Source organism: Corynebacterium sp. UBA4397, assembly GCF_002390965.1.
In the GTDB taxonomy this organism is placed as follows: domain Bacteria; phylum Actinomycetota; class Actinomycetes; order Mycobacteriales; family Mycobacteriaceae; genus Corynebacterium; species Corynebacterium flavescens.
In genome coordinates this window covers 91,639-111,504 of sequence record NZ_DGRD01000008.1, presented here as the reverse complement: position 1 = coordinate 111,504, position 19,866 = coordinate 91,639, and the positions used below count along the sequence as shown (strand labels likewise).

Here is a 19,866-nt window from a genome sequence, read left to right as displayed (position 1 = left end):
AGCAGGTAAAAATCCCCATGTCAACACTGGAAATTAAGAATCTTCACGCCCAGGTGCTCCCCACCGAAGAAGGCGGCGAGCCGAAGGAAATTCTCAAGGGCGTCAACTTGACCATCAAGTCGGGGGAGACGCACGCGGTCATGGGCCCCAACGGCTCCGGCAAGTCAACCTTGTCTTATGTCATTGCAGGCCACCCCAAGTACGAGGTGACCGAAGGCGAGATTTTGCTCGACGGCGAGAATGTCCTAGACATGGATGTCGATGAGCGCGCCCGCGCCGGTCTCTTCCTAGCCATGCAGTATCCCACTGAAGTGCCGGGTGTGAAGATGTCGCAGTTCATGCGCTCGGCTGTAACGGCAGTGCGAGGGGAAGCTCCGAAGCTGCGTGAGTGGAACAAGGAAATTACCGCCGCGCGCGAAAAGCTTTCCATCGACAAGTCTTTTGCTATGCGCGCCGTCAATGAGGGATTCTCCGGTGGAGAGAAGAAGCGCCACGAGGTTATGCAGCTCGATCTTCTCAAGCCCAAGTTCGCCATTATGGATGAGACCGACTCCGGCTTGGATGTCGACGCTCTGCGCGTAGTCTCCGAGGGTATCAACCGCTACCAAGAGGAAACCAACGGCGGAATCTTGATGATTACGCACTATAAGAGGATCCTCAACTACGTTAAGCCAGACTTCGTGCACGTCTTCGCACACGGCCAGGTTATCAAGACCGGAGGCGCCGAGTTGGCTGACCAGCTCGAGGCCGAAGGCTACGAGCAGTTCATCAAATAAGAAAGCCTCATGTCTAACCTAAACTTAACCGAGATTAGGAAGCAGTTTCCCATCCTCGCGCGCACGGTGCGAGGTGGGAAGCCGCTGGTCTATCTGGATTCGGGTGCTACCTCCCAGCGCCCTGCATCGGTGTGGAAGGCGGAGGAAGAGTTTGTCCTGCACACGAACGCTCCCGTTCACCGTGGTTCTTATCAGCTCGCTGAAGAGGCAGATGACGCCTATGAGACTGCGCGTCGAAACATTGCTGCTTTCGTCGGCGCTGACCGCGATGAGATCGCCTTTACCAAAAACGCGACCGAGGCTCTCAACGAGGTGGCCTATATCCTCAGCGATAAGCGCGCGGGTGACCACTACGTAGGCCAGGGCGATACCGTCGTCATCACCGAGCTAGAGCATCACGCCAACCTCGTGCCTTGGCAGGAGTTGTGTGCGCGTACCGGTGCCACGTTGAAGTGGTACAAGATGACTCCTGATGGGCGTATCGACCTCGATTCCCTCGAATTGGATGATTCAGTCAAGGTGGTGGCTTTTACTCACCAGTCGAATGTCACCGGCGCTATCAGTGATGTCCCAGAACTCGTCTCCCGCGCACGTGCGGTAGGCGCCCTCGTGGTCCTCGACGCGTGCCAGTCCGTACCGCATATGCCGGTTGATTTCCATGCTCTCGACGTGGATTTTGCGGCCTTTTCCGGCCACAAGATGTGTGGTCCTACGGGCGTGGGAGCGCTCTATGGCAAGGCCGCTCTCTTGGAGCAGCTCCCGCCTTTCCTGACGGGCGGTTCCATGATTGAGATCGTCACCATGGAAAAGACTACCTTTGCGGAGCCACCCACACGCTTCGAGGCGGGCACCCAGATGACCAGCCAGGTCGTCGGGTTGGGTGCGGCGGTAGAGTTTCTGAGCGAGATCGGCATGGATAATATCCACGCCCACGAGAAGGAACTGTGTGCGCGCGCACTGGAGGGCCTGCAATCCATTCCTGGTGTACGCATCGTTGGGCCTAGCACCACGGAGAACCGCGGCGGGGCAGTGTCCTTCGTGGTCGATGGCGTGCACCCGCACGATTTGGGCCAGGTGCTCGATGATCGCGGTGTTTCTATCCGTACCGGGCACCATTGCGCGTGGCCGCTGCATCGCGCTTGCAATATCAATTCAACCGCGCGGGCAAGCTTCTACCTCTACAACACCGTTGAAGAGGTAGACAAGCTGATCGAGGCCGTTAAGGCGGCCCGTGAGTTCTTTAGGGTGGAAGCATGAACCTAGATTCTATGTATCAAGATGTGATCTTGGATCACTACAAAAACCCTCAGCACAAGGGTTTGCGCGAAGGGCAGGCAGAGGTCCACCATGTCAACCCCTCCTGTGGAGATGAGATTGTTCTGCGGGTCAGGCTTTCTGCAGACGGCACCACCGTCGAGGACATTTCCTACGATGCCACCGGCTGCTCGATTTCCCAGGCTTCAACCTCTGTGATGGCGGAGGAGCTCATCGGACACACTCTCGATGAGGCCAACGAGAAGATCGAGGAGTTCGACGCGATGGTGACGTCGCGTGGGGAGATCGAGGGAGATGAAGATGTCATCGGGGATGGCGTAGCCTTTGCGGGCGTCGCCAAGTACCCGGCTCGCGTAAAATGTGCACTCCTAGGCTGGAAAGCCTTCCAGGCCGCATCGGCCGACGCTCTCAACGAAGTGGAGAAGGATCATGAGTGAAGAACCCAAAGACCCGTACCAGAATGACAGCTCCTCTTTTGAGGGAGCCGGCGAGCGCCCTGAGCAGAGCGAGCAGCAAGTTTCCAAGGTGTTCGATATCACCGAGTACATGCGCGATGTCATTGACCCCGAGCTGGGAATCAACATCGTTGACCTAGGTTTGGTCTACGACATCTGGCTCGAGGACATCGATGGCAAGGAGACTGCGGTCATCAACATGACGCTGACCTCACCGGCTTGCCCGCTGACGGATGTTATCGGCGAGCAGGTGGAGGACGCCATCGTGGGCAACAAGCTCGCGGATGCTATTCAGATCAACTGGGTCTGGATGCCGCCGTGGGGTCCCAATATGATCACCGAAGAAGGCCGGGAGATGCTGCAGGCTCTCGGGTTCGCGGTCTAGTTTTTCGCCGCGAGTTCGCGCGCGAGGCGCCGGTTGCTAGACTGGATCCCCGTGATTGTGACCAATGATTTTGAGGTGCGCGTTGGCGCTCGCACCCTGCTCGATGCCCCCGGCCAGCTCCTGCGCGTACAGCCGGGTGATCGCATCGGCCTCGTCGGCCGCAATGGTGCAGGCAAGACCACGACCATGCGTATTCTCGCCGGTGAGACGGAGCCCTACGGTGGCTCTGTCACCCGGTCGGGCTCCATTGGTTATCTTCCGCAGGATTCGCGGGAGGGCAACATCGACCAAACGGCTAGGGAGCGCGTTCTCTCCGCCCGTGGTTTGGATACCATCAAGCGTTCCATGCTCAAGCAGCAAGACTTGATGGAAAACGCTGAAGATGATGCCAAGCGCGACAAGGCTATTGCCAAGTACTCGCGCTTAGAAGAGAAGTTTGAGACCCTCGGCGGTTACGAGGCGGATGCAGACTGTGCCCAGATCTGCGATAACTTGGGCCTGCCGCAGCGGGTCCTTGATCAGTCCCTCAAGACGCTCTCCGGCGGTCAACGCCGGCGCGTGGAGCTGGCGCAGATCCTTTTCGCCGCCACGGAAGGCTCTGGCAAGTCTCAGACCACACTCTTGCTCGATGAGCCCACCAACCACCTTGATGCCGATTCCATCGTCTGGTTGCGGCAATTCCTCTCCAAGCACGAAGGCGGTCTCATCATGATCTCGCACGACGTGGAGCTTCTCTCGGCGGTGTGCAATAAGGTCTGGTACCTCGATGCCGTGCGCGCCGAGGTAGACGTCTACAACATGGGCTTTAAGAAGTACCTTGATGCTCGTGCCACGGATGAGGCGAGGCGGCGTCGGGAACGCGCTAATGCGGAGAAGAAGTCCGCAGCTCTGCACAAGCAGGCCGCGAAGCTGGGCGCGAAGGCCACCAAGGCTGCGGCGGCTAAGCAAATGCTCCACCGCGCCGAGCGCATGATGAATGAGCTCGATGACGTGCGGGTGGCAGATAAGGTTGCCCACATCAAGTTCCCGGAGCCCGCTCCCTGCGGCAAGACCCCGATGAACGCGCACGGACTGACCAAGATGTATGGATCGCTGGAGGTATTCGCCGGCGTGGATCTAGCCATCGACAAGGGCTCAAGGGTCGTTGTGCTCGGATACAACGGCGCTGGCAAGACCACGCTGCTCAAGTTGCTGGCCGGGGTCGAGCGCACCGATGGTGAGGGCGGGATTGTCTCTGGGCACGGGCTGCGGGTGGGCTATTTTGCCCAGGAGCATGACAACATCGATCCGGACAAGTCGGTGTGGGAAAACACCATTGATGCTTGTCCGGACGCAGGCCAGCAGGATCTGCGCGGATTGCTCGGCGCGTTTATGTTCTCCGGGGACAAGCTGCAGCAGCCTGCCGGGACCCTGTCCGGCGGTGAGAAAACCCGCCTGTCCCTGGCCACGCTGGTTTCTTCCCGCGCCAATGTCTTGCTGCTCGACGAGCCTACGAACAACCTTGACCCGATTTCGCGCGAGCAGGTGCTCGATGCATTGAGCACCTACACCGGTGCCGTGGTGCTGGTTACGCACGATCCCGGGGCGGTTAAGGCCCTGCACCCGGATCGCGTCATCATCATGCCGGACGGCGATGAGGACATGTGGAACGACGAATACATGGAGATCGTCGAACTGGCCTAGACTGGCCGCTGGCTACAAGAGGCGCGGTGAAGCGCCTCTTGTGGTTGTTACTTTCTAGTTGCGGAATCCGTGCACAGGAGCAGGGATGAAGCCGCCGCGCTCGATGAACTTGGAGTTGCTCACGGTGCTCACGGGGATAACAGGCGCGTAGCCGAGAAGGCCGCCGAAGTTGACCTCATCTCCCACCTTGGCGCCGGGGACGGGGATAACGCGCACGGCGGTGGTCTTATGGTTCATCACGCCGATGGCCGCCTCGTCGGCGATCATTCCCGCGATGGTGGCCGCGGAGGTATCTCCCGGCAGCGCAATCATGTCGAAGCCGACGGAACAGATAGCGGTCATCGCCTCGAGCTTGTCCATAGAAATGGAGCCGGAGCGCACGGCGTCGATCATGCCCTTGTCTTCCGAGACAGGGATGAAGGAGCCAGACAACCCACCGACGCGGGAGCAGGCCATCATGCCGCCTTTCTTAACGGCGTCGTTCAGCAGGGCGAGCGCGGCGGTGGTGCCGTGCGTTCCTACCTGGTCCAGGCCCATGTGCTCGAGGATATGAGCCACGGAATCTCCCAACTCCGCGGTAGGCGCCAGCGAGAGATCGATGATGCCAAAAGGAACGCCGAGGCGCTCGGAGGCGAGGTTGCCCACCAACTGCCCGGCGCGGGTGATCTTGAACGCAGCCTTCTTGACTTCTTCTGCCACCTGGTCGAGGGTGGCACCTTCTAGGGATCCGAGGGCACGATCGACAACGCCGGGGCCGGAGACTCCGACGGAAACAACGCAATCTGGCTCCTCGATGCCGTGGAAGGCGCCAGCCATGAAGGGGTTATCGCCCACAGAGTTGGCAAAGACAACCAGCTTGGCGCAGGCGATGGCGGAGTCATCCTTGGTCAGCTCTGCTGCCTCTTTGAATACCTCACCCATCTTCTTGGCGGCATTCATGTTGATTCCAGCGCGCGAGGAGGCGATGTTGACGGAGGAGCACACCACGTCGGTGGAGGCCAGAGCCTCGGGGATCGAGGAGATGAGCTTCTTGTCGGCGGTGGTGGCACCCTTTTCAACTAGGGCGGAGTAGCCGCCGACGAAGTTGACGCCCACCTCCTTGGCAGCGCGGTCTAGGGCCTTGGCAGCATCCACAGGGCTGCCGGCAACCCCGGCCACGACCAAGGAAATGGGCGTTACGGAGATGCGCTTGTTGACGATGGGGATGCCCAGCTCGGCTTCGATGCCTTGGCAGACCTCGACGAGGTGCGCGGCCTGCGTGGTGACGCGGTCGTAGATGGCTTGGCAGGTCTCTTCCATGGTGGTACGCGTGCATCCGAGCAGGGAGATTCCCATGGTTACGGTGCGAATATCGAGACGATACTTGTCAATCATCTCGATCGTGTCGAGGATGTTGCTGGTGTTGAAGCGGTTCGTCATCTTAGATCTCATTCATCGCTGTGAATAGGGACTCGGACTGAATGCGAATGGACTGCTGCTTGGCTTCGGCAACTGGGTTCATCCGCTCCTGGATTTCGGGGATGGTCACAGTGGCATCGTCGAACTCGACGCGCAGGATCATAGTGAAGTAGCCCGACATCAGCGTTTGGGAGACATCAACGATGTTGATGTCGAGCTCTGCAAGGGTGGTGGTTACGGCGGCGATAATACCGGTGCTATCGGCGCCGGTGACGGTCATGATGGCATACATGGATAACAGTCTAACCTCTAGCCTTGTCGCACCTGCGCTTAGCCTACCTGCAACGCGTTGCCGTCACGAGTGCCGCAGCTGCTGTTAGGGTGGGGCGGCATGAGCGAGAAGAATACTGAAACTAACGCAGAGTCCACCCCGGATACCCAAACACAGACCGCAACCGTAGCCAAGAAGGTTCTATATATCGGAGGCCATGGCAAGATTGCTTTGCTCGCCACGCCCATGTTGGTTGCCGCAGGCCATGAGGTATCTTCCTTCATTCGTTCTAAGGAACAGGTTGCTGAGATTGAGGCCCTGGGCGCCCACGCGGTGTTAGGGGATATCACCACGACCAGCGTGAGCCAGTGGGCGGAGCTCTTTTCGGGCTTCGACGCAGTGGTATGGGGCGCAGGCAACGGCGGGCGTGGTGGATCCGAATTGACGTGGGCGGTGGATAGGGATGGTGCCCTAGCCACTATCGACGCCCTCGAGCACCTCCAGGCCGCAGGAGGCCCGGTGCCCGAGTACATCATGATCTCTTATCTGGGTGCGACCAGGAACGAAGCTGATCCCCAGGACGGCAGCTGGTACGCCTACGTGGAGGCCAAGAAAGCCGTCGACAAGCGCCTCGGGACCACGGACTTGGATTACCTCATCCTGGGCCCCGCCGCGCTTGGTGACGAAGCATCGCACGGCATCAAGGTCATCCCAGACGATGCCACAGGGCTACAAGAGAAAACCTCGCGAGAACTGGTGGCTCAAGTCATCACGGAAGCCCTCGGGCGTCGAAAGCTGCCCGCCAGCCCGCTTGCCTTTGTCGATGGAGATAATCCGGTCTCTTCGATCTAGGCTATAGCCCATGAAGAAAGTGCTCCTTGATTGCGATCCCGGCATTGATGATGCCCTGGCCTTGATGTATCTGGCAGGGCTGCATCGCGCAGGGGAGATTTCCCTGAGTGGTGTGACCACCACGGCAGGCAACGTGGGAGTTAAGCAGACCGCGCTTAATGCCGCCTGGATTCTAGAGCAATGCGGGCTAGGGGAGGTGCCGGTCCAAGCCGGTGAGTCCGCGCCCCTGGTCGTGGATCTAGTCACCACGCCGGAGACTCATGGACCCGAAGGTTTGGGCTATTTTAGTGCTCCCGCGCCAGCCTCGACTGACTTGGCTGCGGCGCAGGAGCAAGAGACTTGGCAAGAGATGTGGAAGGCTGCCGCCGCCGCTGGTGCTCACCTCATCGTGACCGGGCCTGTGACCAACCTTGCTCGCTACGTGGATTCCGCGGGGGCTGCGGGCTTTTCCTCCATCACCATCATGGGCGGTGCTATCAACTACCGCGGCAACACCACCCCCACGGCAGAGTGGAACTTCTGGGTGGACCCGGACGCGGCGCGCTCTTTCTTTGAGGCCCCCGCACATTCGACGTTGTGCTCTTTAGAGGTCACCGAGCAGTTCTTGGTTGATCCACAACGCTTTGAAAACATGCTGGAAATCTTGAACCGGCACCCGCTGACAGCGGTGCTGCCCGAGATTCTGCGCTTCTACTTCGAGTTCCACGAAAAACAAGGTGAGGGCTATCAAGCCCAGATTCATGATCTGCTCACGTGCATGATCGCCTTGGGAACCGTGCCCTATGAGGCGATGGAGACGACGGTGGCGGTGGAGGCGCAGTCGCAGCTCTTGCGCGGAACGAGCGTGGCGGACCTGCGCGGGCACTGGAACCGCCCCGCCAACTGCGCTGTGGTCACTGGCGCGGACATCGAGGCAGCACATCGCGAGTTTTCCCGGGCCCTGAAACTTTTGGCTTCTCCTGAGAATGCAGTAAGCTAAGCAGCGAAAATTTCCCGAGGTGACATAGGGAAGCTCACTTTGGCCGAGTACTCGGCCTTAATTTGGGGATCTCTATGTCTAATCCAGCTCTTACTCCTGCTCGCAAGGCGCTAATCATCGCGGGCGCCATCATTCCAGCCGCCACGTGGATCTACCTAGTCTTGGTCCGGCCTACGGACTGGGAGTCCGTGGGAGGCTCCACCGAGGGACTCATCACCTTGGTTGGATACTTGCTGGGGGCTGCACTGCTCTTGGCAGGAACCCTGCCCTTATTACCAGCCCGAACCATCGCCGTTATTCCCGCTGCTCTCGTGCTCAACATCGTCATCGGTGAGGTAGTCGGATCCATCGGCATTCCGCTCTACCTCGATTCGGTAGGCACCATCCTTGTCGCGGCGCTGGCAGGCCCACTGGCCGGAGTGTCCACAGGCCTGTTGTCCTCGGTTGTATGGGGCTTTATCAACCCCGCAGCACTCCCTTTTGCTGCAGTTTCCGCCGCCACGGGCTTCCTCGCCGGTTGGGCCATTGAAAAGGGTGCATTCAAGGCCTGGTGGAGTGTGATCGTCTCCGGTGTTCTACTGGGTATTGTCACCGGCATGCTGGCGGCACCTGTCGCTGCTTTCGTCTACGGAGGAACAGCAGGACTGGGCACCGGTGCCGTCGTCTCGCTCTTTAGGGAGCTGGGCAATTCCCTCATCGCCTCGGTTACCCTGCAGTCCTTCATCTCTGACCCGCTCGATAAAGCTATCGTCATGCTGATCGTCTGGACCGCACTCAAGGCTCTCCCAAAGCGCACGCTCGAGTCTCTTCGTCCGCGCTAATGACTAAGGCCAGCGCTGCACCTAGGCAGCTTCACCCTGCGACCGCGCTGCTCGCTGCGGGCTGCACCTGGATAGTGGTCATGGCGGCCAACTCTCCGTGGACCTCGGCTGGAGTGCTCTGTGCGGCGTGGGCCTTAGGCACGTGGTATTCGCGCTCTATCTCCGTCATCGCCACGACCCTTGCGCTTTCTTTGCCGACCGCGGCTTCCATGCTGGTCATTCACGCTCCTTACGGGCAGCACCGGCTGGCTCCTCTCATCACCTCGGACGGAGTATCGCTTGCCGCAGAGTTGGCGCTGCGCTTCAGCGCGCTTATGGCCTGTTTCCTGGCCGCCGTAGCTGCCCTCAAAGTATCGGACGTGGCTAAGTGGTTGCAGTCCTCCAGGCTGGGGTACAAGGCCGCTTATGTGGTGGGAACCTCCCTGCAGTTTTTGGCGCAGGGGAGGCTGGTCGTGCAGGCAGTCTGGGACGCAAACAAGCTGGATGGAGTGCGTATGCGTCCACGCAACGTTCTGTCGCGATTTATCGTGCCGGTCATTTCCAAGCTGCTTACCCAGGGTGCCCAGCGCGGTGAGGCGCTATCTGCCATTGGCTTCGATAAGCCCGGGCCGCGCACGCTTCTGGTGCCGCTCGAGCGCAGTGTGACGCAAAGCTGTGTTTGTATATTATTTCCGCTGCTCAGCGCCGTGGTGGTGGTTGCCACATGGATCTAATTCCCGGTCACCTCGTAGACGTCGTCGTAGAGCACTCGGAGAGCGCGGATGCCCGCGCCCAAGAGCTGGCGAAGCAATTGGCAACCACCGCCGTCGTAGGCGCAGATGCCTCCGCGCATATCTCACTCCTGCGCGAGACGGTGCGCGAAGAAGTGGCCTTGGGCCTGGAACATCACGGTGTTGCGCGCGTTGACATGGAACAACGAGTAGCTGCGATGTTGGAAAAGGCGGGACTCATCGAGCTCGCTGACCGCGATCCCGCACGGCTATCAGGCGGCCAAACACGCAGGCTGGCGTGCGCTAGCGTGGCGATAACCCAGCCGGAGATTCTCATCGTGGTTGAGCCTTATGCCGGCCTCGACCCCTATTCCCGGCACAAAGTAGCCGGATTGTTGGCGGCATTGCCGCACACCGCAGTCATCGTGGTTCGTGCGCGGCATAGCCCGGATGAGAAGCAGAGAGAACGTATTGCGGCGGGCAGTGCCATAGAGCTTGGGGAAGTATCCGCCAGTAGGCAGGCGGGGCGGCGTAGGTGGTGGCACCTCAAACCACCGACTGGGACGGACTTTTCAGTAGGTCCCGTGCATCTTAAACCAAGGCGAGGCGGCGTCCTCTGGATCCGCGGAGCCAATGGCTCAGGAAAAACAACGCTCTTGCGCGCAGCAGCAGGTCTAGATGGCCACCCTCGGACCCATCCAAGCCTGACCATGGCGTTGCAATTCCCCGCAGATCAAGTTGTAGAGTCACGGCTAGCGGACTTCATCGGCGACACGGACGCCACGGACGGGGACGAACACCCGCTGGACCTCAGCGCGTCGCGCCTGCGCCTAGCCCAGCTGCAGCATGTCTTTTCCCTGCAGCGCGAGGTGGTGATCCTTGATGAACCGGACACCATGGTAGATGACTTCAGCGGAGTCCATGACCTTATTCACTCGGCGCTGGAAGCTGGGACGGCTCTTATCATCACGTGTCACGACGCGGCCTTCATGGAGGCGGTGGGGCGCTATGCCGAGGTAGCGGAGATCGAGCTAAGTCAACCCCCGCACGCCGCTTAATCCTCGCAGCACTTTAAAGCCTCGCGGCCACCTGAAGCCGGTGCCCAGAAATGCTTCCCCGAGCCCAGCCTATGAGCGCGGGGAAGTACCGCGGATAGAGTGCTCAACGAGCTTGAGAACCTCATCAAGGTTATCGGTGTCTCCGAGCGCTAGACGGTTGATAAAACCATCCATAAAAGTCTCCAGATAGCTCACCAAAGTGTCGATGTCTACGTCCTTGCGCAGGCGTCCTTTCTCGGCGTTGGACGCCAAGCGAGCACGCACGGCCTCATCCAGAATGGACTGGTGATCTTTCCAGCGAGCAGCGAATGAGGGATCAGTTCGCAGTAGCGAGGTGATTTCCAGGCGCGTGGCCAGCCAATCGTGCCTTTCGGGGTGCCGCAGCATCTCACTCATGACCTCGACCAAACCATTGTTTGCCACCACCTCAGCTTGGCGAGCGGCGTCCTCGCGGGCGAGCGCCAGAAACAGCGATTCTTTATCCCCAAAATGGTGGAAGATGGCACCCCGAGACTTGCCCGTCGCCTCCTCGAGAAGGCGAACCGTGGCCCCCTCGTAGCCGTGTTCGGCGAAGCAACGGCGGGCACCTACCAGGATGTCGTGGCGACGGCGGTTAAGCTCGGAATCGCTGACAATCGGCATACAATTTCCATTTCTATCGTGATAAAACTCGAGACTATTCAATTATTAAAGCGGAGTTATGACTCCGTTGAAAAATCTAGTAGCGGGGCCGCAAGAGAACTTNNTTGCGGCCCCGCTACTGAGGATCTAAAGCCGAAGCTTAAACCATGTGGCGCAGGACGTACTGCAGGATGCCGCCGTGGCGGTAGTAGTCGGCCTCACCGGGGGTATCGATACGCACAGTGGCATCGAACTCAACGGTCTCGCCGGACTCCTTGGTGGCGGTGACATGTACCGACTTAGGGGTCTCGCCTTCATTCAGGACAGTGATGCCCTCGATGTCGAAGGTCTCGGTGCCATCCAGGCCCAGCGACTGATGGGACTCGCCCTCCGGGAACTGAAGCGGGATGACGCCCATGCCGATGAGGTTCGAGCGGTGAATACGCTCGAAGGACTCGGTGATGACGGCCTTGACACCGAGCAGGTTGGTGCCCTTGGCAGCCCAGTCACGCGAGGAACCGGTACCGTACTCCTTACCAGCGATAACAACCAGGGGAATGCCGGCGGCCTTGTAGTTCTGGCAGGCATCGAAAATAAAGGCCTGCGGGCCACCTTCCTGGGTGAAGTCGCGGGTGTATCCGCCGCGTACATCGACCAACTCGTTGGAGAGGCGAATGTTGGCAAAAGTACCGCGCATCATAACCTCGTGGTTGCCGCGACGAGAGCCCAAGGAGTTGTAGTCCTGGCGCTCAACGCCGTGCTCGTCGAGGTACTGCGCTGCCGGGGTACCGGGCTTGATGGAGGAAGCAGGGGAGATGTGGTCGGTGGTGACGGAGTCTCCCAGCTTTGCGAGCACACGAGCACCCTTGATGTCTGCAACGGGCTCGGGCTCGATGGGCATGCCATCGAAGTAAGGAGCCTTGCGGATGTAGGTGGAGTCCTCGTTCCACTCGAAGGTCTGGCCCTCGGGGACGTCAAGGTTGCGCCATGCGTCATCACCCTTGAATACGTCAGCGTAGTCGGCCTCGTAGAGCTCGCGGGAAATGGCGTCCTGGATGGTTGCCTCGATCTCCTCGGTGGAGGGCCAGATGTCCTTGAGGAAGACATCGTTGCCGTCCTGGTCTTGGCCGAGAGGCTGAGCGTCGAAGTCGAAGTCCATGGTGCCGGCGATGGCGTAGGCGATGACCATGATGGGCGATGCCAAGTAGTTCATCTTGACGTCGGGGGAGATACGACCCTCGAAGTTACGGTTGCCGGAGAGAACTGCGGTAGCGGCCAAGTCGTGCTCGTTGATGGCAGCGGAGATCTCGTCAGGCAGCGGACCGGAGTTGCCGATACAGCTGGTGCAACCGAAGCCGGAAAGGTAGAAGCCGAGTGCCTCAAGGTCCTTCCACAGATCGGCGCGCTGGAAGTAGCCGTCGACGACCTGGGAACCGGGGGCGCAGATGGTCTTAACCCAAGGCTTGGATTGCAGACCAAGCGCAGCTGCCTTGCGGGCGATAAGGCCAGCGCCCACCATGACGGAGGGGTTGGAGGTGTTGGTGCACGAGGTGATGGAGGCGATGGCCACCATGCCGTGATCCAAGGTGTACTCGCCGCCGTTCTGAGAGGTGACGATGACGGGCTTGGAGGGGCGTCCGGAGGAGCCCTTGGCTGCGGACTCGCCGTGTCCGGCGCGGGACTTGTTGAGTCCGCCGGTGACGTCAGCGAGTTCCTCGGTGACGCCGCCCTCAGCGGTCATGCGCAGGGCTTCCTTCGTGGTCTCATCAACCACAACCTCGTCGGTGGTGTAGCTGGCGAGATCGGAGCGGAACTTCTCCTTGGCCTCGGACTGCAAGATGCGGTCCTGGGGACGCTTCGGGCCTGCGATGGAGGGAACCACGGTGGATAGGTCGAGCTCGAGGTACTCGGAGTACTTTGCCTCAGGGGCGTCCTTCTCGAGCCACATACCCTGTGCCTTGGCATAAGCCTCGACGCGGTCAATCTGCTCCTGGGGGCGACCGGTCAGGGCAAGGTACTTGATGGTCTCTTCATCAATGGGGAAGATGGCAGCGGTGGAACCGAACTCCGGCGACATGTTGCCGATGGTGGCGCGGTTCGCCAGCGGGACAGACTTAACGCCGTTGCCGTAGAACTCGACGAACTTCTGCACCACGCCGTGCTTACGGAGCATCTCGGTGATGGTGAGCACCACGTCGGTGGCGGTAACGCCGACCGGGATTTCACCGGTGAGCTTGAAGCCCACGACCTTCGGGATGAGCATGGAAACCGGCTGGCCGAGCATAGCTGCCTCGGCCTCGATGCCACCAACGCCCCAACCGAGGATTCCCAGGCCGTTTTCCATGGTGGTGTGGGAGTCCGTGCCGATACAGGTGTCAGGGTAAGCAAGGCCGTCGTTGTCGAAGACAACGCGACCCAGGTACTCAATGTTGACCTGGTGCACAATGCCCGTTCCGGGGGGAACTACGCGGAAGTTGGAGAAGTTCTCTGCACCCCAGCGCAGGAACTGGTAGCGCTCTTCGTTGCGCTGGTACTCAATCTCAACGTTCTTCTCAAGAGCCTCGGTGGAGCCGAAAGCTTCCACGATGACGGAGTGGTCAATGACCATCTCTGCCGGGTTGAGGGGGTTTACCTGATCGGGCTTGCCGCCAAGAGCGGACACTGCCTCACGCATCGTAGCAAGATCGACTACACAGGGAACGCCGGTGAAGTCCTGCATCAGCACACGGGCCGGGGTGAACTGGATCTCGGTAGAGGGCTCTGCCTCCGGATCCCAGTTGGCCAGCGCGTTGATGTGATCTTTGGTTACGTTTTTGCCGTCCTCGTAGCGCAGCTGATTCTCAGCGAGCACTTTGAGCGAATAAGGCAGCTTCTCCAGGCCCTCGACCGCGTTGATGTCAAAGTAGTCGTAGGACTTGCCTTTGACGTCAAGGGTCTTCTTGGAACCGAAGGAGTTCAGGCTTTCAGTCACAGGGAGCTCCATTCCTTGTTTGTAGAACTATTATTGTTCTGTATGAATACTCGGATTCTCCGATGCGGCCCAAGGGAAAAAGTCCGCTACGGGGCATAGGCGTCAGGCGCACGGAGGCGAGAAGAACGCGATGGTTCACTCACCCATTGTAGAGGGGTAAACCTTCGACCGCTGCAACTATAACAGTACAAGCGTTCTGTTTTCATCTTTTTGCATACTTCGTGGCGAGTCACGTCCCCCGTGCCGGGGTGGCTCTTATATAAATCAAGGTAGAGCACGCCAAAGGTGCATTAGGGGAGTCCTCCCGGCCTAAGCGTGAAGAAAGGATCTCTCGTGACCATGACGGGCGTTGACATTGCAGGCCTTAGTGAACAGCTAAGAGCCGATGGAGTTGCCTATACCAACCCGGAGCTGGCCGCAGACGAGAACCTGCAAGGCTTTGTCGCCGGACACCTACGGCCCGGGGATGGAATCGCCGTCGTCGACGTCTTCACGCCCGATCTGGCAGATTTGAGAGATCTCGCCAGCGATCTGCAGCAAGACTCGGGCCTCGACTCTGTCATCGTGCAGGCGCCGAACGCCGTTTCCTCCGTTAGTGATGTCTACTCGCGTGCACAGATCGAATCCACCCAGCATGGCATCCCACAGGGCCTAGATCAGGCTTCTGTGCTTGATCACTTTTATGGAGGCCTTGGGCTCGATCGTGGCCCAGTCTTGGCTGTAGCCCTAGTGCTGGCCGTTGTGTTCGTTGCGGCCGGCATCGCCGCATACCGTGCAGCCCGTGGAGACGCGCAAGTCAAAAACTAGGCCTTGACTTATCTCGCCATAAGAAAGTGCCAGTTCTGGATTTGGACGTAGGACACGCCGACAATTGGGCAGTAGTGAGCAAGCTCACAATAACGGGCGGGTAACAAAATAGTTGCAGGTTAGATGTGCGTGTAACGCGAAGATGCCACGATAAACGGCTGTGACTACAGGGAAAATTGTGCGACTTGCTGTTGATGTGACGTATGGTTCCAGTATCGACTCACGGGTTGATTGTTGTCCTAGTAGTTCATGGTTTAGACCTTGACTCTCAACGGATGAGCGCACGGGTATGTGGGGAAGCACACCACGAGCGGGCATCGGACGTTGAGAACGAGCGTTAAGTCGTGAGCGCTACCTTTGCTAAAGCTGGGGGAGATGGCAGCAAGAAGCATCGCAGTGTCGGAGTTCAGTATTTTCATGATCAGCGTTGAGACCTCAGCGTTCCAACCTAAAAATTAAACACCCACCTTCATGTACCAGGCGGGAGACGAGCGCTTAAGCGTCCTTATGTCATGGGCTCGATAGTCGGGCAGTTGGAGCCAGAAGTCACTGGGTATCGATTGTCAGGCCGGGTTCGGCAGGGGGAGTGCACCAATTCTCGTGGTGCCTACGCAGGATTCGTCTCCCACACGGAGCAACGTCCGTGCACCTGTTCACGGTTCGTGGCACGCCGGCCCTCCGGTCTCGCCCTTGCATAAGGCGGGGCCGCCGTTGTGGCCAGTGGTGCCAGGGGCTGGAAAGAGCAGGCTTCACAGCGTCGAAGGCCAGTGAACCTCTCTAAAGAGATTCCGCCGGCCCAAACGTGTAGCCGCACGTGCAATCCACGCGCGGCCATCTATATATCGCCTCGGTACCAAGTGAGAAGTCCTGTCCGCTTTGTCTGCACATTCCATGAGTCATTCCTTATTGATTCACGCCTTGTTCCATCCCTTCGCTGCTACGTCCCAGTTGTGCGAGATAGCCGCCGAAATGCGTATGGAGCAGGTGAGCGTTGAGCGGCATCGCAACGAACTTCCAGGTTGGGTGCTAGGAGATAAAACCTCGTGGCCACCATCTTTAAAAATCGCACCAAGAAGGCGCGTTCGCTTATTGCGGCTGTAGCCTGCACGGCGACCTTATCCGTTGTTTCTACTCTTAGCCCCGTCGTGGCGCAGGCCAGCCCTGCCACGGACATCACTGCTCTCTTATCCTCGGGCAATGCCTCCGTTGCCCAGCTGGCCAACGCGCTTGCCGACGTCCAAGACCAGGTGTCGCGCATCGAGGGCGAGATCGGCGGCAACCGTGAGAACGTCAACCGCGCACTCGTCGACCTGCAAGATGCCCGTACCGAGGCGCAGCAGGCCAAGCAGGGCACGGCCAAGGCAAACGAAGAACTGGACCAGGCGCAGTCTGATGTAGAGAAAGCCCAGTCCAAGTTGGACGAGCTCTCACGCACCGCCTACCGCCGGGCAAATACATCCGACGTCGTGACCAACGCTTCCGGCGCGGACTCGCGGCGCGACAAGCTCGAGCGCGATACCTACTTGCGTACCCAGACAAAGGAGCAGCAGGCAGTCGTCGACGACCTGACGAAGGTCCGCACTGAGAAGGCCAACCGTGAGTCTCAGTTGCGCCAGGTGCAAAAGCTCGCCGAAGACCGCGAAGATCAAGCAGAGTCTGCCGAGTCCGCGGCCCGTAAGACTCTCGACGAGAGTCTGGCGAAGGTTCAGCAATTCTCGAGCCAGCGCGAGGAGCTAATCAAGCAGGAGAAGGAGGTGCAAACCTCCTTAAATAAAGCCAAGGGGGTTGATTCTAAGGATAAGTCCACAGAATCGACACGCAGTTCGGACTCCACAGCCCACAGTAACGTCAATGGCTCAACCTTGAATCAAGGGGCTCATGCTCCCGCAGCGACGGCTGCTGCTGGAGCGACGACTGGAACACCTTCTAACGCTGCCTCCGGGACGGCAACTGAGTCGGCCACAGCTAGTGAACCAGCCACGGGATCAGAAACTGGCACGAGCGAAGCGGCAGTGCCCAGCGTTGAGGGCGAGGCCCAGGCACAGGCTACCCGCGAGTTGCGTTCCGGCGGTACAGGCCCACACCTCGATGCTGAGAGTGCTGCCCAGGTGGCACAAACCGGTGCAGCCCTATCCTCCGACCCTGCCGTTCAGCAGATGTCCGCCAACGGCTTAGCCGCAGCCGGCGCCCCGGATAACGCGCAGGAGTTGCTCAACGCGGGTAGCTCTGCCGTCAGCGCAGCCGCCTCCATCGTGGCGGCCTCGCAGCCTAACCACACCGGATTGAGTGGCGATCAGGTGGGCGACTTGGTGAATGCCTCCTCGCAGCTGTTGGCGCTCCAGGGCGTCGATACCTCGGCGTCTTCCGACAGCGAGGTCTTGCGGACCCTGACGGATTTGCTGACTCCGACTAAGACCGGTGACGAAGTCACGGCGGATGCCTCGACTGAGGTCTCCGACATGAATCGCTCGCAGAAGATCGAGGCAGTCATTAGCCGCGGCATGGGCCAGATTGGAATGCCCTATGCATGGGGTGGCGGCGACGCCAATGGTCCCACACTAGGAATCCGCGACGGCGGTGTTGCAGACTCTTATGGCGACTATAACAAGGTCGGCTTCGACTGCTCAGGGCTCGTCCTCTACGCCTTCGCAGGCGTAGGAATCTCGCTTCCGCACTACACCGGTTACCAGTATCAGAAGGGCGAGTACATTAACCCGAATAATATGGAACGCGGCGACCTCATCTTCTACGGTCCAGGCGGTAGCCAGCACGTGGCCATCTATCTTGGTGATGGAACCATGCTCGAGGCCCCTCGGTCCGGTTCGACCGTTCAGGTCAGCCCAGTGCGCTGGTCTGGTATGACCGAGTACGCCGTGCGACTCATTTAGACCTCCAACTTTTGGTTGGTAGAGTTAGGGGTATGACTACTGCACAACACCATGCCTCTAGCTACGACGCCCTCCTCGTTCTTTCTTTCGGTGGCCCGGAAGGAAACGAGGAGGTTGTTCCGTTTTTGGAGAATGTCACCCGCGGTCGCGGCATCCCCCGCGAGCGCCTCGAGGTAGTGGGTAAGCACTACTTCCACTTCGGGGGAGTCAGCCCTCTCAACCGCCTCAACCGCGAACTCATTTCCCACATTGAGGCGGAGCTGGAGAAGCGGGGGCACGAATTGCCCGTCTACTTTGGCAACCGCAACTGGCATCCTTTCGCCAGTGAAACTGTCGAGGCCATGGCTGGTGACGGAGTACGCAACGTGCTGGTCTTAGCCACCTCGGCGTGGGGCGGATACTCCGCTTGCCGTCAATACGATGAGGACATCGTGGCAATGCGCAAGCACCTCGCGGACAAGGGTCTGCCTGAAATGGACTTCACCAAGTTGCCGCAGTTCTTCGATCATCCCAAGTTCATCTCTGAGACAGCGCAGGCAGTCCGGGAATCTCTGGCGCAGGTACCGGAGGGCAGGAAAGCTCGAATGCTCTTTAGTGCTCACTCTGTTCCCCTCGCCCACGACAATGTCGGCGGTGGGCCCGGAGATAAAAACATCTACTCCCGTCAGGTCGCCGAGGCGAGCCGGCTGGTTGCGCAGGAGGCGGGCATTGATGACTATGACCTCGTGTGGCAGTCTCGCTCGGGAAACCCCGCGACACCGTGGCTTGAGCCCGACGTGGTGGATCACACCACGCAGATCCACGAGGAAGATGGAGTAGATGCGGTCGTCGTCTGTCCCATTGGGTTCATCTCTGATCACATGGAGGTCGTGTGGGACCTCGACACCGAGCTGCGCGATGCAGCTAAGGAGATGGGAGTAGACCTCCAGCGCGTGCGCACCGTCGGACCATCGGCGGCTTTCTCAGAGATGGTGGTGGACCTCGTAGAAGATCTCTCTGCTGGCAGGCGCAGCCCGGGACTGGGAACAGTTACTAGCCAAGGCTGCACCATCAACGGCGAGCCCTGTGCCAAAGGCTGCTGTGATATTCACGCCCTGCGCCGTACTGTTCCCGCAAACTCGGAGAGCGCATAGCTTACCCCTGCCATCCGCGCCTGTCTGATGTAGTGCCATAAGCGCAGTAATTGGGGATCGAGGCTATGGTCTCCGATCCTGTCTGTGACGGTCTCTATGATTGCCGCCACGCGATCCGCGCGCGCGAAGAGCTTGGCTGCCCGGCCCGGGATCGAGGCCGGCAGCCCGGGGGCGTCGTAGAAATCACTGAGCGTGCCCACGGTCAACCGTGGGTTGGGGAGTGCGTCGCTGTGATAGCCCGTTGCCTCGATGAGCGTCGCCGCTTCGTCGGTGGCGCGTGCCAGCAGCGCATCCGCCTCGCCGGGGCTGAGCCAGGCCGGTGCCGGAAGGGGCAGCGTTTCAACCAACATCTCCCATCGGCTCATCTCCCAGCCGTCGTACACCTCGGTGTGAGGAACGACTACGATATGACGATCTCGTTCGGTGGTGCGGACAACGATTGCTCCTGCGGGGCTCAAGGAAGCAGCCTGGGCGGATTCTGATCCGGCCGGAAGCGCTGGGGCTTGTCCCGGACCGGAAAGGATAAGGCGGAGAACGGGCTCGCGCGAGCCTGGGACAAGCAGCCCTGTGGCTTCGGTTCGGAGCCTAGAAAAGACTTCGACAAGCGGCTCATCTTGGCTACCGCGAACCGGCCCCTGCAGCTCGGTGACGGCCTCAATGAGGGCATCTGTTGACTCGTGACCCCATAACCATGCGCCCAGCCACACGGCAGTGTTTTGAAGTGGAGACCAAACCTCGGCGCGCATATCCATGGCGGACAATTATAGTAGATAGACTGCCTAG

The 19,866-nt window shown here is 59.6% G+C and carries 18 protein-coding genes; 13 read left to right on the top strand and 5 right to left on the bottom strand.

Annotated features, from left to right (window positions below; all coding sequences use genetic code 11):
* Positions 1-17: 17 nt before the first annotated feature.
* Genes sufC through B2696_RS02480 form a run of 5 tightly spaced genes read left to right on the top strand, consistent with a single transcriptional unit; the run spans position 18 to position 4,574 of the window.
* On the top strand, positions 18-776 hold the full coding sequence (gene sufC / locus B2696_RS02500; protein ID WP_075729841.1) for a Fe-S cluster assembly ATPase SufC: 759 nt from the start codon (positions 18-20) through the stop codon (positions 774-776).
* 9 nt (positions 777-785) lie between these two features.
* Positions 786-2,033, top strand: coding sequence for a cysteine desulfurase (locus B2696_RS02495; RefSeq protein ID WP_075729840.1), 1,248 nt, complete (start codon positions 786-788; stop codon positions 2,031-2,033).
* Positions 2,030-2,488, top strand: coding sequence for a Fe-S cluster assembly sulfur transfer protein SufU (gene sufU, locus B2696_RS02490; RefSeq protein ID WP_276622025.1), 459 nt, complete (start codon positions 2,030-2,032; stop codon positions 2,486-2,488). Before B2696_RS02495 ends, sufU begins: the two co-directional genes overlap by 4 nt.
* Positions 2,481-2,891, top strand: a complete 411-nt coding sequence (locus B2696_RS02485; RefSeq protein ID WP_276622027.1) for a metal-sulfur cluster assembly factor — start codon at positions 2,481-2,483, stop codon at positions 2,889-2,891. The genes sufU and B2696_RS02485 overlap by 8 nt, the downstream gene beginning before the upstream one ends.
* 51 nt (positions 2,892-2,942) lie before the next feature.
* Complete coding sequence (locus B2696_RS02480) at positions 2,943-4,574, top strand: ABC-F family ATP-binding cassette domain-containing protein (RefSeq protein ID WP_075729837.1); 1,632 nt, start codon at positions 2,943-2,945, stop codon at positions 4,572-4,574.
* Positions 4,575-4,628: 54 nt separating this feature from the next.
* Here the strand turns inward: B2696_RS02480 and B2696_RS02475 are convergent, their stop codons facing one another.
* Together B2696_RS02475 and B2696_RS02470 are read right to left on the bottom strand one after the other, a co-directional pair.
* The gene (locus tag B2696_RS02475) at positions 4,629-5,993 is read right to left on the bottom strand and encodes a PFL family protein (RefSeq protein WP_286953753.1); all 1,365 of its coding nucleotides are present in this window, start codon (positions 5,991-5,993) and stop codon (positions 4,629-4,631) included.
* A gap of 1 nt (position 5,994) precedes the next feature.
* Positions 5,995-6,264: an ACT domain-containing protein gene (locus B2696_RS02470; RefSeq protein WP_286953751.1), complete on the bottom strand. Its 270-nt coding sequence runs from the start codon at positions 6,262-6,264 to the stop codon at positions 5,995-5,997.
* Positions 6,265-6,363: 99 nt separating this feature from the next.
* Between B2696_RS02470 and B2696_RS02465 the strand changes: the two genes are divergently transcribed.
* From B2696_RS02465 to B2696_RS02445, 5 genes are all read left to right on the top strand, one after another.
* Entirely contained in the window at positions 6,364-7,095 is a 732-nt protein-coding gene (locus B2696_RS02465; protein WP_075729834.1) for an NAD(P)-binding oxidoreductase, read from the top strand.
* A 10-nt stretch (positions 7,096-7,105) separates the two neighbouring features.
* Positions 7,106-8,074, top strand: coding sequence for a nucleoside hydrolase (locus B2696_RS02460; RefSeq protein ID WP_286953750.1), 969 nt, complete (start codon positions 7,106-7,108; stop codon positions 8,072-8,074).
* 74 nt (positions 8,075-8,148) lie between these two features.
* Positions 8,149-8,895 carry an ECF transporter S component gene (locus B2696_RS02455; protein WP_276622032.1) on the top strand — a complete coding sequence of 249 codons (747 nt, stop codon included), beginning with the start codon at positions 8,149-8,151 and terminating at the stop codon, positions 8,893-8,895.
* Positions 8,895-9,608, top strand: coding sequence for an energy-coupling factor transporter transmembrane component T family protein (locus B2696_RS02450; protein WP_286953748.1), 714 nt, complete (start codon positions 8,895-8,897; stop codon positions 9,606-9,608). The genes B2696_RS02455 and B2696_RS02450 overlap by 1 nt, the downstream gene beginning before the upstream one ends.
* Entirely contained in the window at positions 9,599-10,663 is a 1,065-nt protein-coding gene (locus tag B2696_RS02445) for an ATP-binding cassette domain-containing protein (RefSeq protein ID WP_286953747.1), read from the top strand. Before B2696_RS02450 ends, B2696_RS02445 begins: the two co-directional genes overlap by 10 nt.
* 69 nt (positions 10,664-10,732) lie before the next feature.
* Here B2696_RS02445 and B2696_RS02440 read toward each other — a convergent pair whose 3' ends face one another.
* Positions 10,733-11,305 (bottom strand): TetR/AcrR family transcriptional regulator, encoded by a 573-nt coding sequence (locus B2696_RS02440; protein WP_276622039.1) that lies wholly within the window; start codon positions 11,303-11,305, stop codon positions 10,733-10,735.
* Positions 11,306-11,444: 139 nt separating this feature from the next.
* Positions 11,445-14,255, bottom strand: coding sequence for an aconitate hydratase AcnA (gene acnA, locus B2696_RS02435; RefSeq protein ID WP_286953746.1), 2,811 nt, complete (start codon positions 14,253-14,255; stop codon positions 11,445-11,447).
* A 339-nt stretch (positions 14,256-14,594) separates the two neighbouring features.
* Here acnA and B2696_RS02430 point away from each other — a divergent pair, with 339 nt between their 5' ends.
* The 3 genes from B2696_RS02430 to B2696_RS02420 all read left to right on the top strand — a co-directional run bounded on the left by B2696_RS02430 (position 14,595) and on the right by B2696_RS02420 (position 19,083).
* Positions 14,595-15,062 carry a DUF6676 family protein gene (locus B2696_RS02430; protein WP_276622044.1) on the top strand — a complete coding sequence of 156 codons (468 nt, stop codon included), beginning with the start codon at positions 14,595-14,597 and terminating at the stop codon, positions 15,060-15,062.
* 1,043 nt (positions 15,063-16,105) lie between these two features.
* Entirely contained in the window at positions 16,106-17,950 is a 1,845-nt protein-coding gene (locus B2696_RS02425; RefSeq protein WP_286953744.1) for a DIP1281 family NlpC/P60 protein, read from the top strand.
* 32 nt (positions 17,951-17,982) lie between these two features.
* The gene (locus B2696_RS02420; protein ID WP_286953743.1) at positions 17,983-19,083 is read left to right on the top strand and encodes a ferrochelatase; all 1,101 of its coding nucleotides are present in this window, start codon (positions 17,983-17,985) and stop codon (positions 19,081-19,083) included.
* Here B2696_RS02420 and B2696_RS02415 read toward each other — a convergent pair.
* Positions 19,038-19,835: a hypothetical protein gene (locus tag B2696_RS02415; protein ID WP_286953742.1), complete on the bottom strand. Its 798-nt coding sequence runs from the start codon at positions 19,833-19,835 to the stop codon at positions 19,038-19,040. The genes B2696_RS02420 and B2696_RS02415 overlap by 46 nt on opposite strands.
* Between the last annotated feature and the right edge of the window lie 31 nt (positions 19,836-19,866).

What these genes read in the sequence shown, in the direction of transcription:
- B2696_RS02440 (WP_276622039.1), bottom strand. Translation starts at nt 11,305, where the DNA reads ATGCCGATTGTCAGCGATTCCGAGCTTAACCGCCGTCGCCACGACATC.
- B2696_RS02495 (WP_075729840.1), top strand. Translation starts at nt 786, where the DNA reads ATGTCTAACCTAAACTTAACCGAGATTAGGAAGCAGTTTCCCATCCTC.
- B2696_RS02465 (WP_075729834.1), top strand. Translation starts at nt 6,364, where the DNA reads ATGAGCGAGAAGAATACTGAAACTAACGCAGAGTCCACCCCGGATACC.
- B2696_RS02430 (WP_276622044.1), top strand. Translation starts at nt 14,595, where the DNA reads ATGACGGGCGTTGACATTGCAGGCCTTAGTGAACAGCTAAGAGCCGAT.
- B2696_RS02460 (WP_286953750.1), top strand. Translation starts at nt 7,106, where the DNA reads ATGAAGAAAGTGCTCCTTGATTGCGATCCCGGCATTGATGATGCCCTG.
- B2696_RS02475 (WP_286953753.1), bottom strand. Translation starts at nt 5,993, where the DNA reads ATGACGAACCGCTTCAACACCAGCAACATCCTCGACACGATCGAGATG.
- B2696_RS02485 (WP_276622027.1), top strand. Translation starts at nt 2,481, where the DNA reads ATGAGTGAAGAACCCAAAGACCCGTACCAGAATGACAGCTCCTCTTTT.
- B2696_RS02455 (WP_276622032.1), top strand. Translation starts at nt 8,149, where the DNA reads ATGTCTAATCCAGCTCTTACTCCTGCTCGCAAGGCGCTAATCATCGCG.
- B2696_RS02420 (WP_286953743.1), top strand. Translation starts at nt 17,983, where the DNA reads ATGACTACTGCACAACACCATGCCTCTAGCTACGACGCCCTCCTCGTT.
- sufU (WP_276622025.1), top strand. Translation starts at nt 2,030, where the DNA reads ATGAACCTAGATTCTATGTATCAAGATGTGATCTTGGATCACTACAAA.
- B2696_RS02450 (WP_286953748.1), top strand. Translation starts at nt 8,895, where the DNA reads ATGACTAAGGCCAGCGCTGCACCTAGGCAGCTTCACCCTGCGACCGCG.
- B2696_RS02445 (WP_286953747.1), top strand. Translation starts at nt 9,599, where the DNA reads ATGGATCTAATTCCCGGTCACCTCGTAGACGTCGTCGTAGAGCACTCG.
- sufC (WP_075729841.1), top strand. Translation starts at nt 18, where the DNA reads ATGTCAACACTGGAAATTAAGAATCTTCACGCCCAGGTGCTCCCCACC.
- B2696_RS02470 (WP_286953751.1), bottom strand. Translation starts at nt 6,264, where the DNA reads ATGTATGCCATCATGACCGTCACCGGCGCCGATAGCACCGGTATTATC.
- B2696_RS02415 (WP_286953742.1), bottom strand. Translation starts at nt 19,835, where the DNA reads ATGGATATGCGCGCCGAGGTTTGGTCTCCACTTCAAAACACTGCCGTG.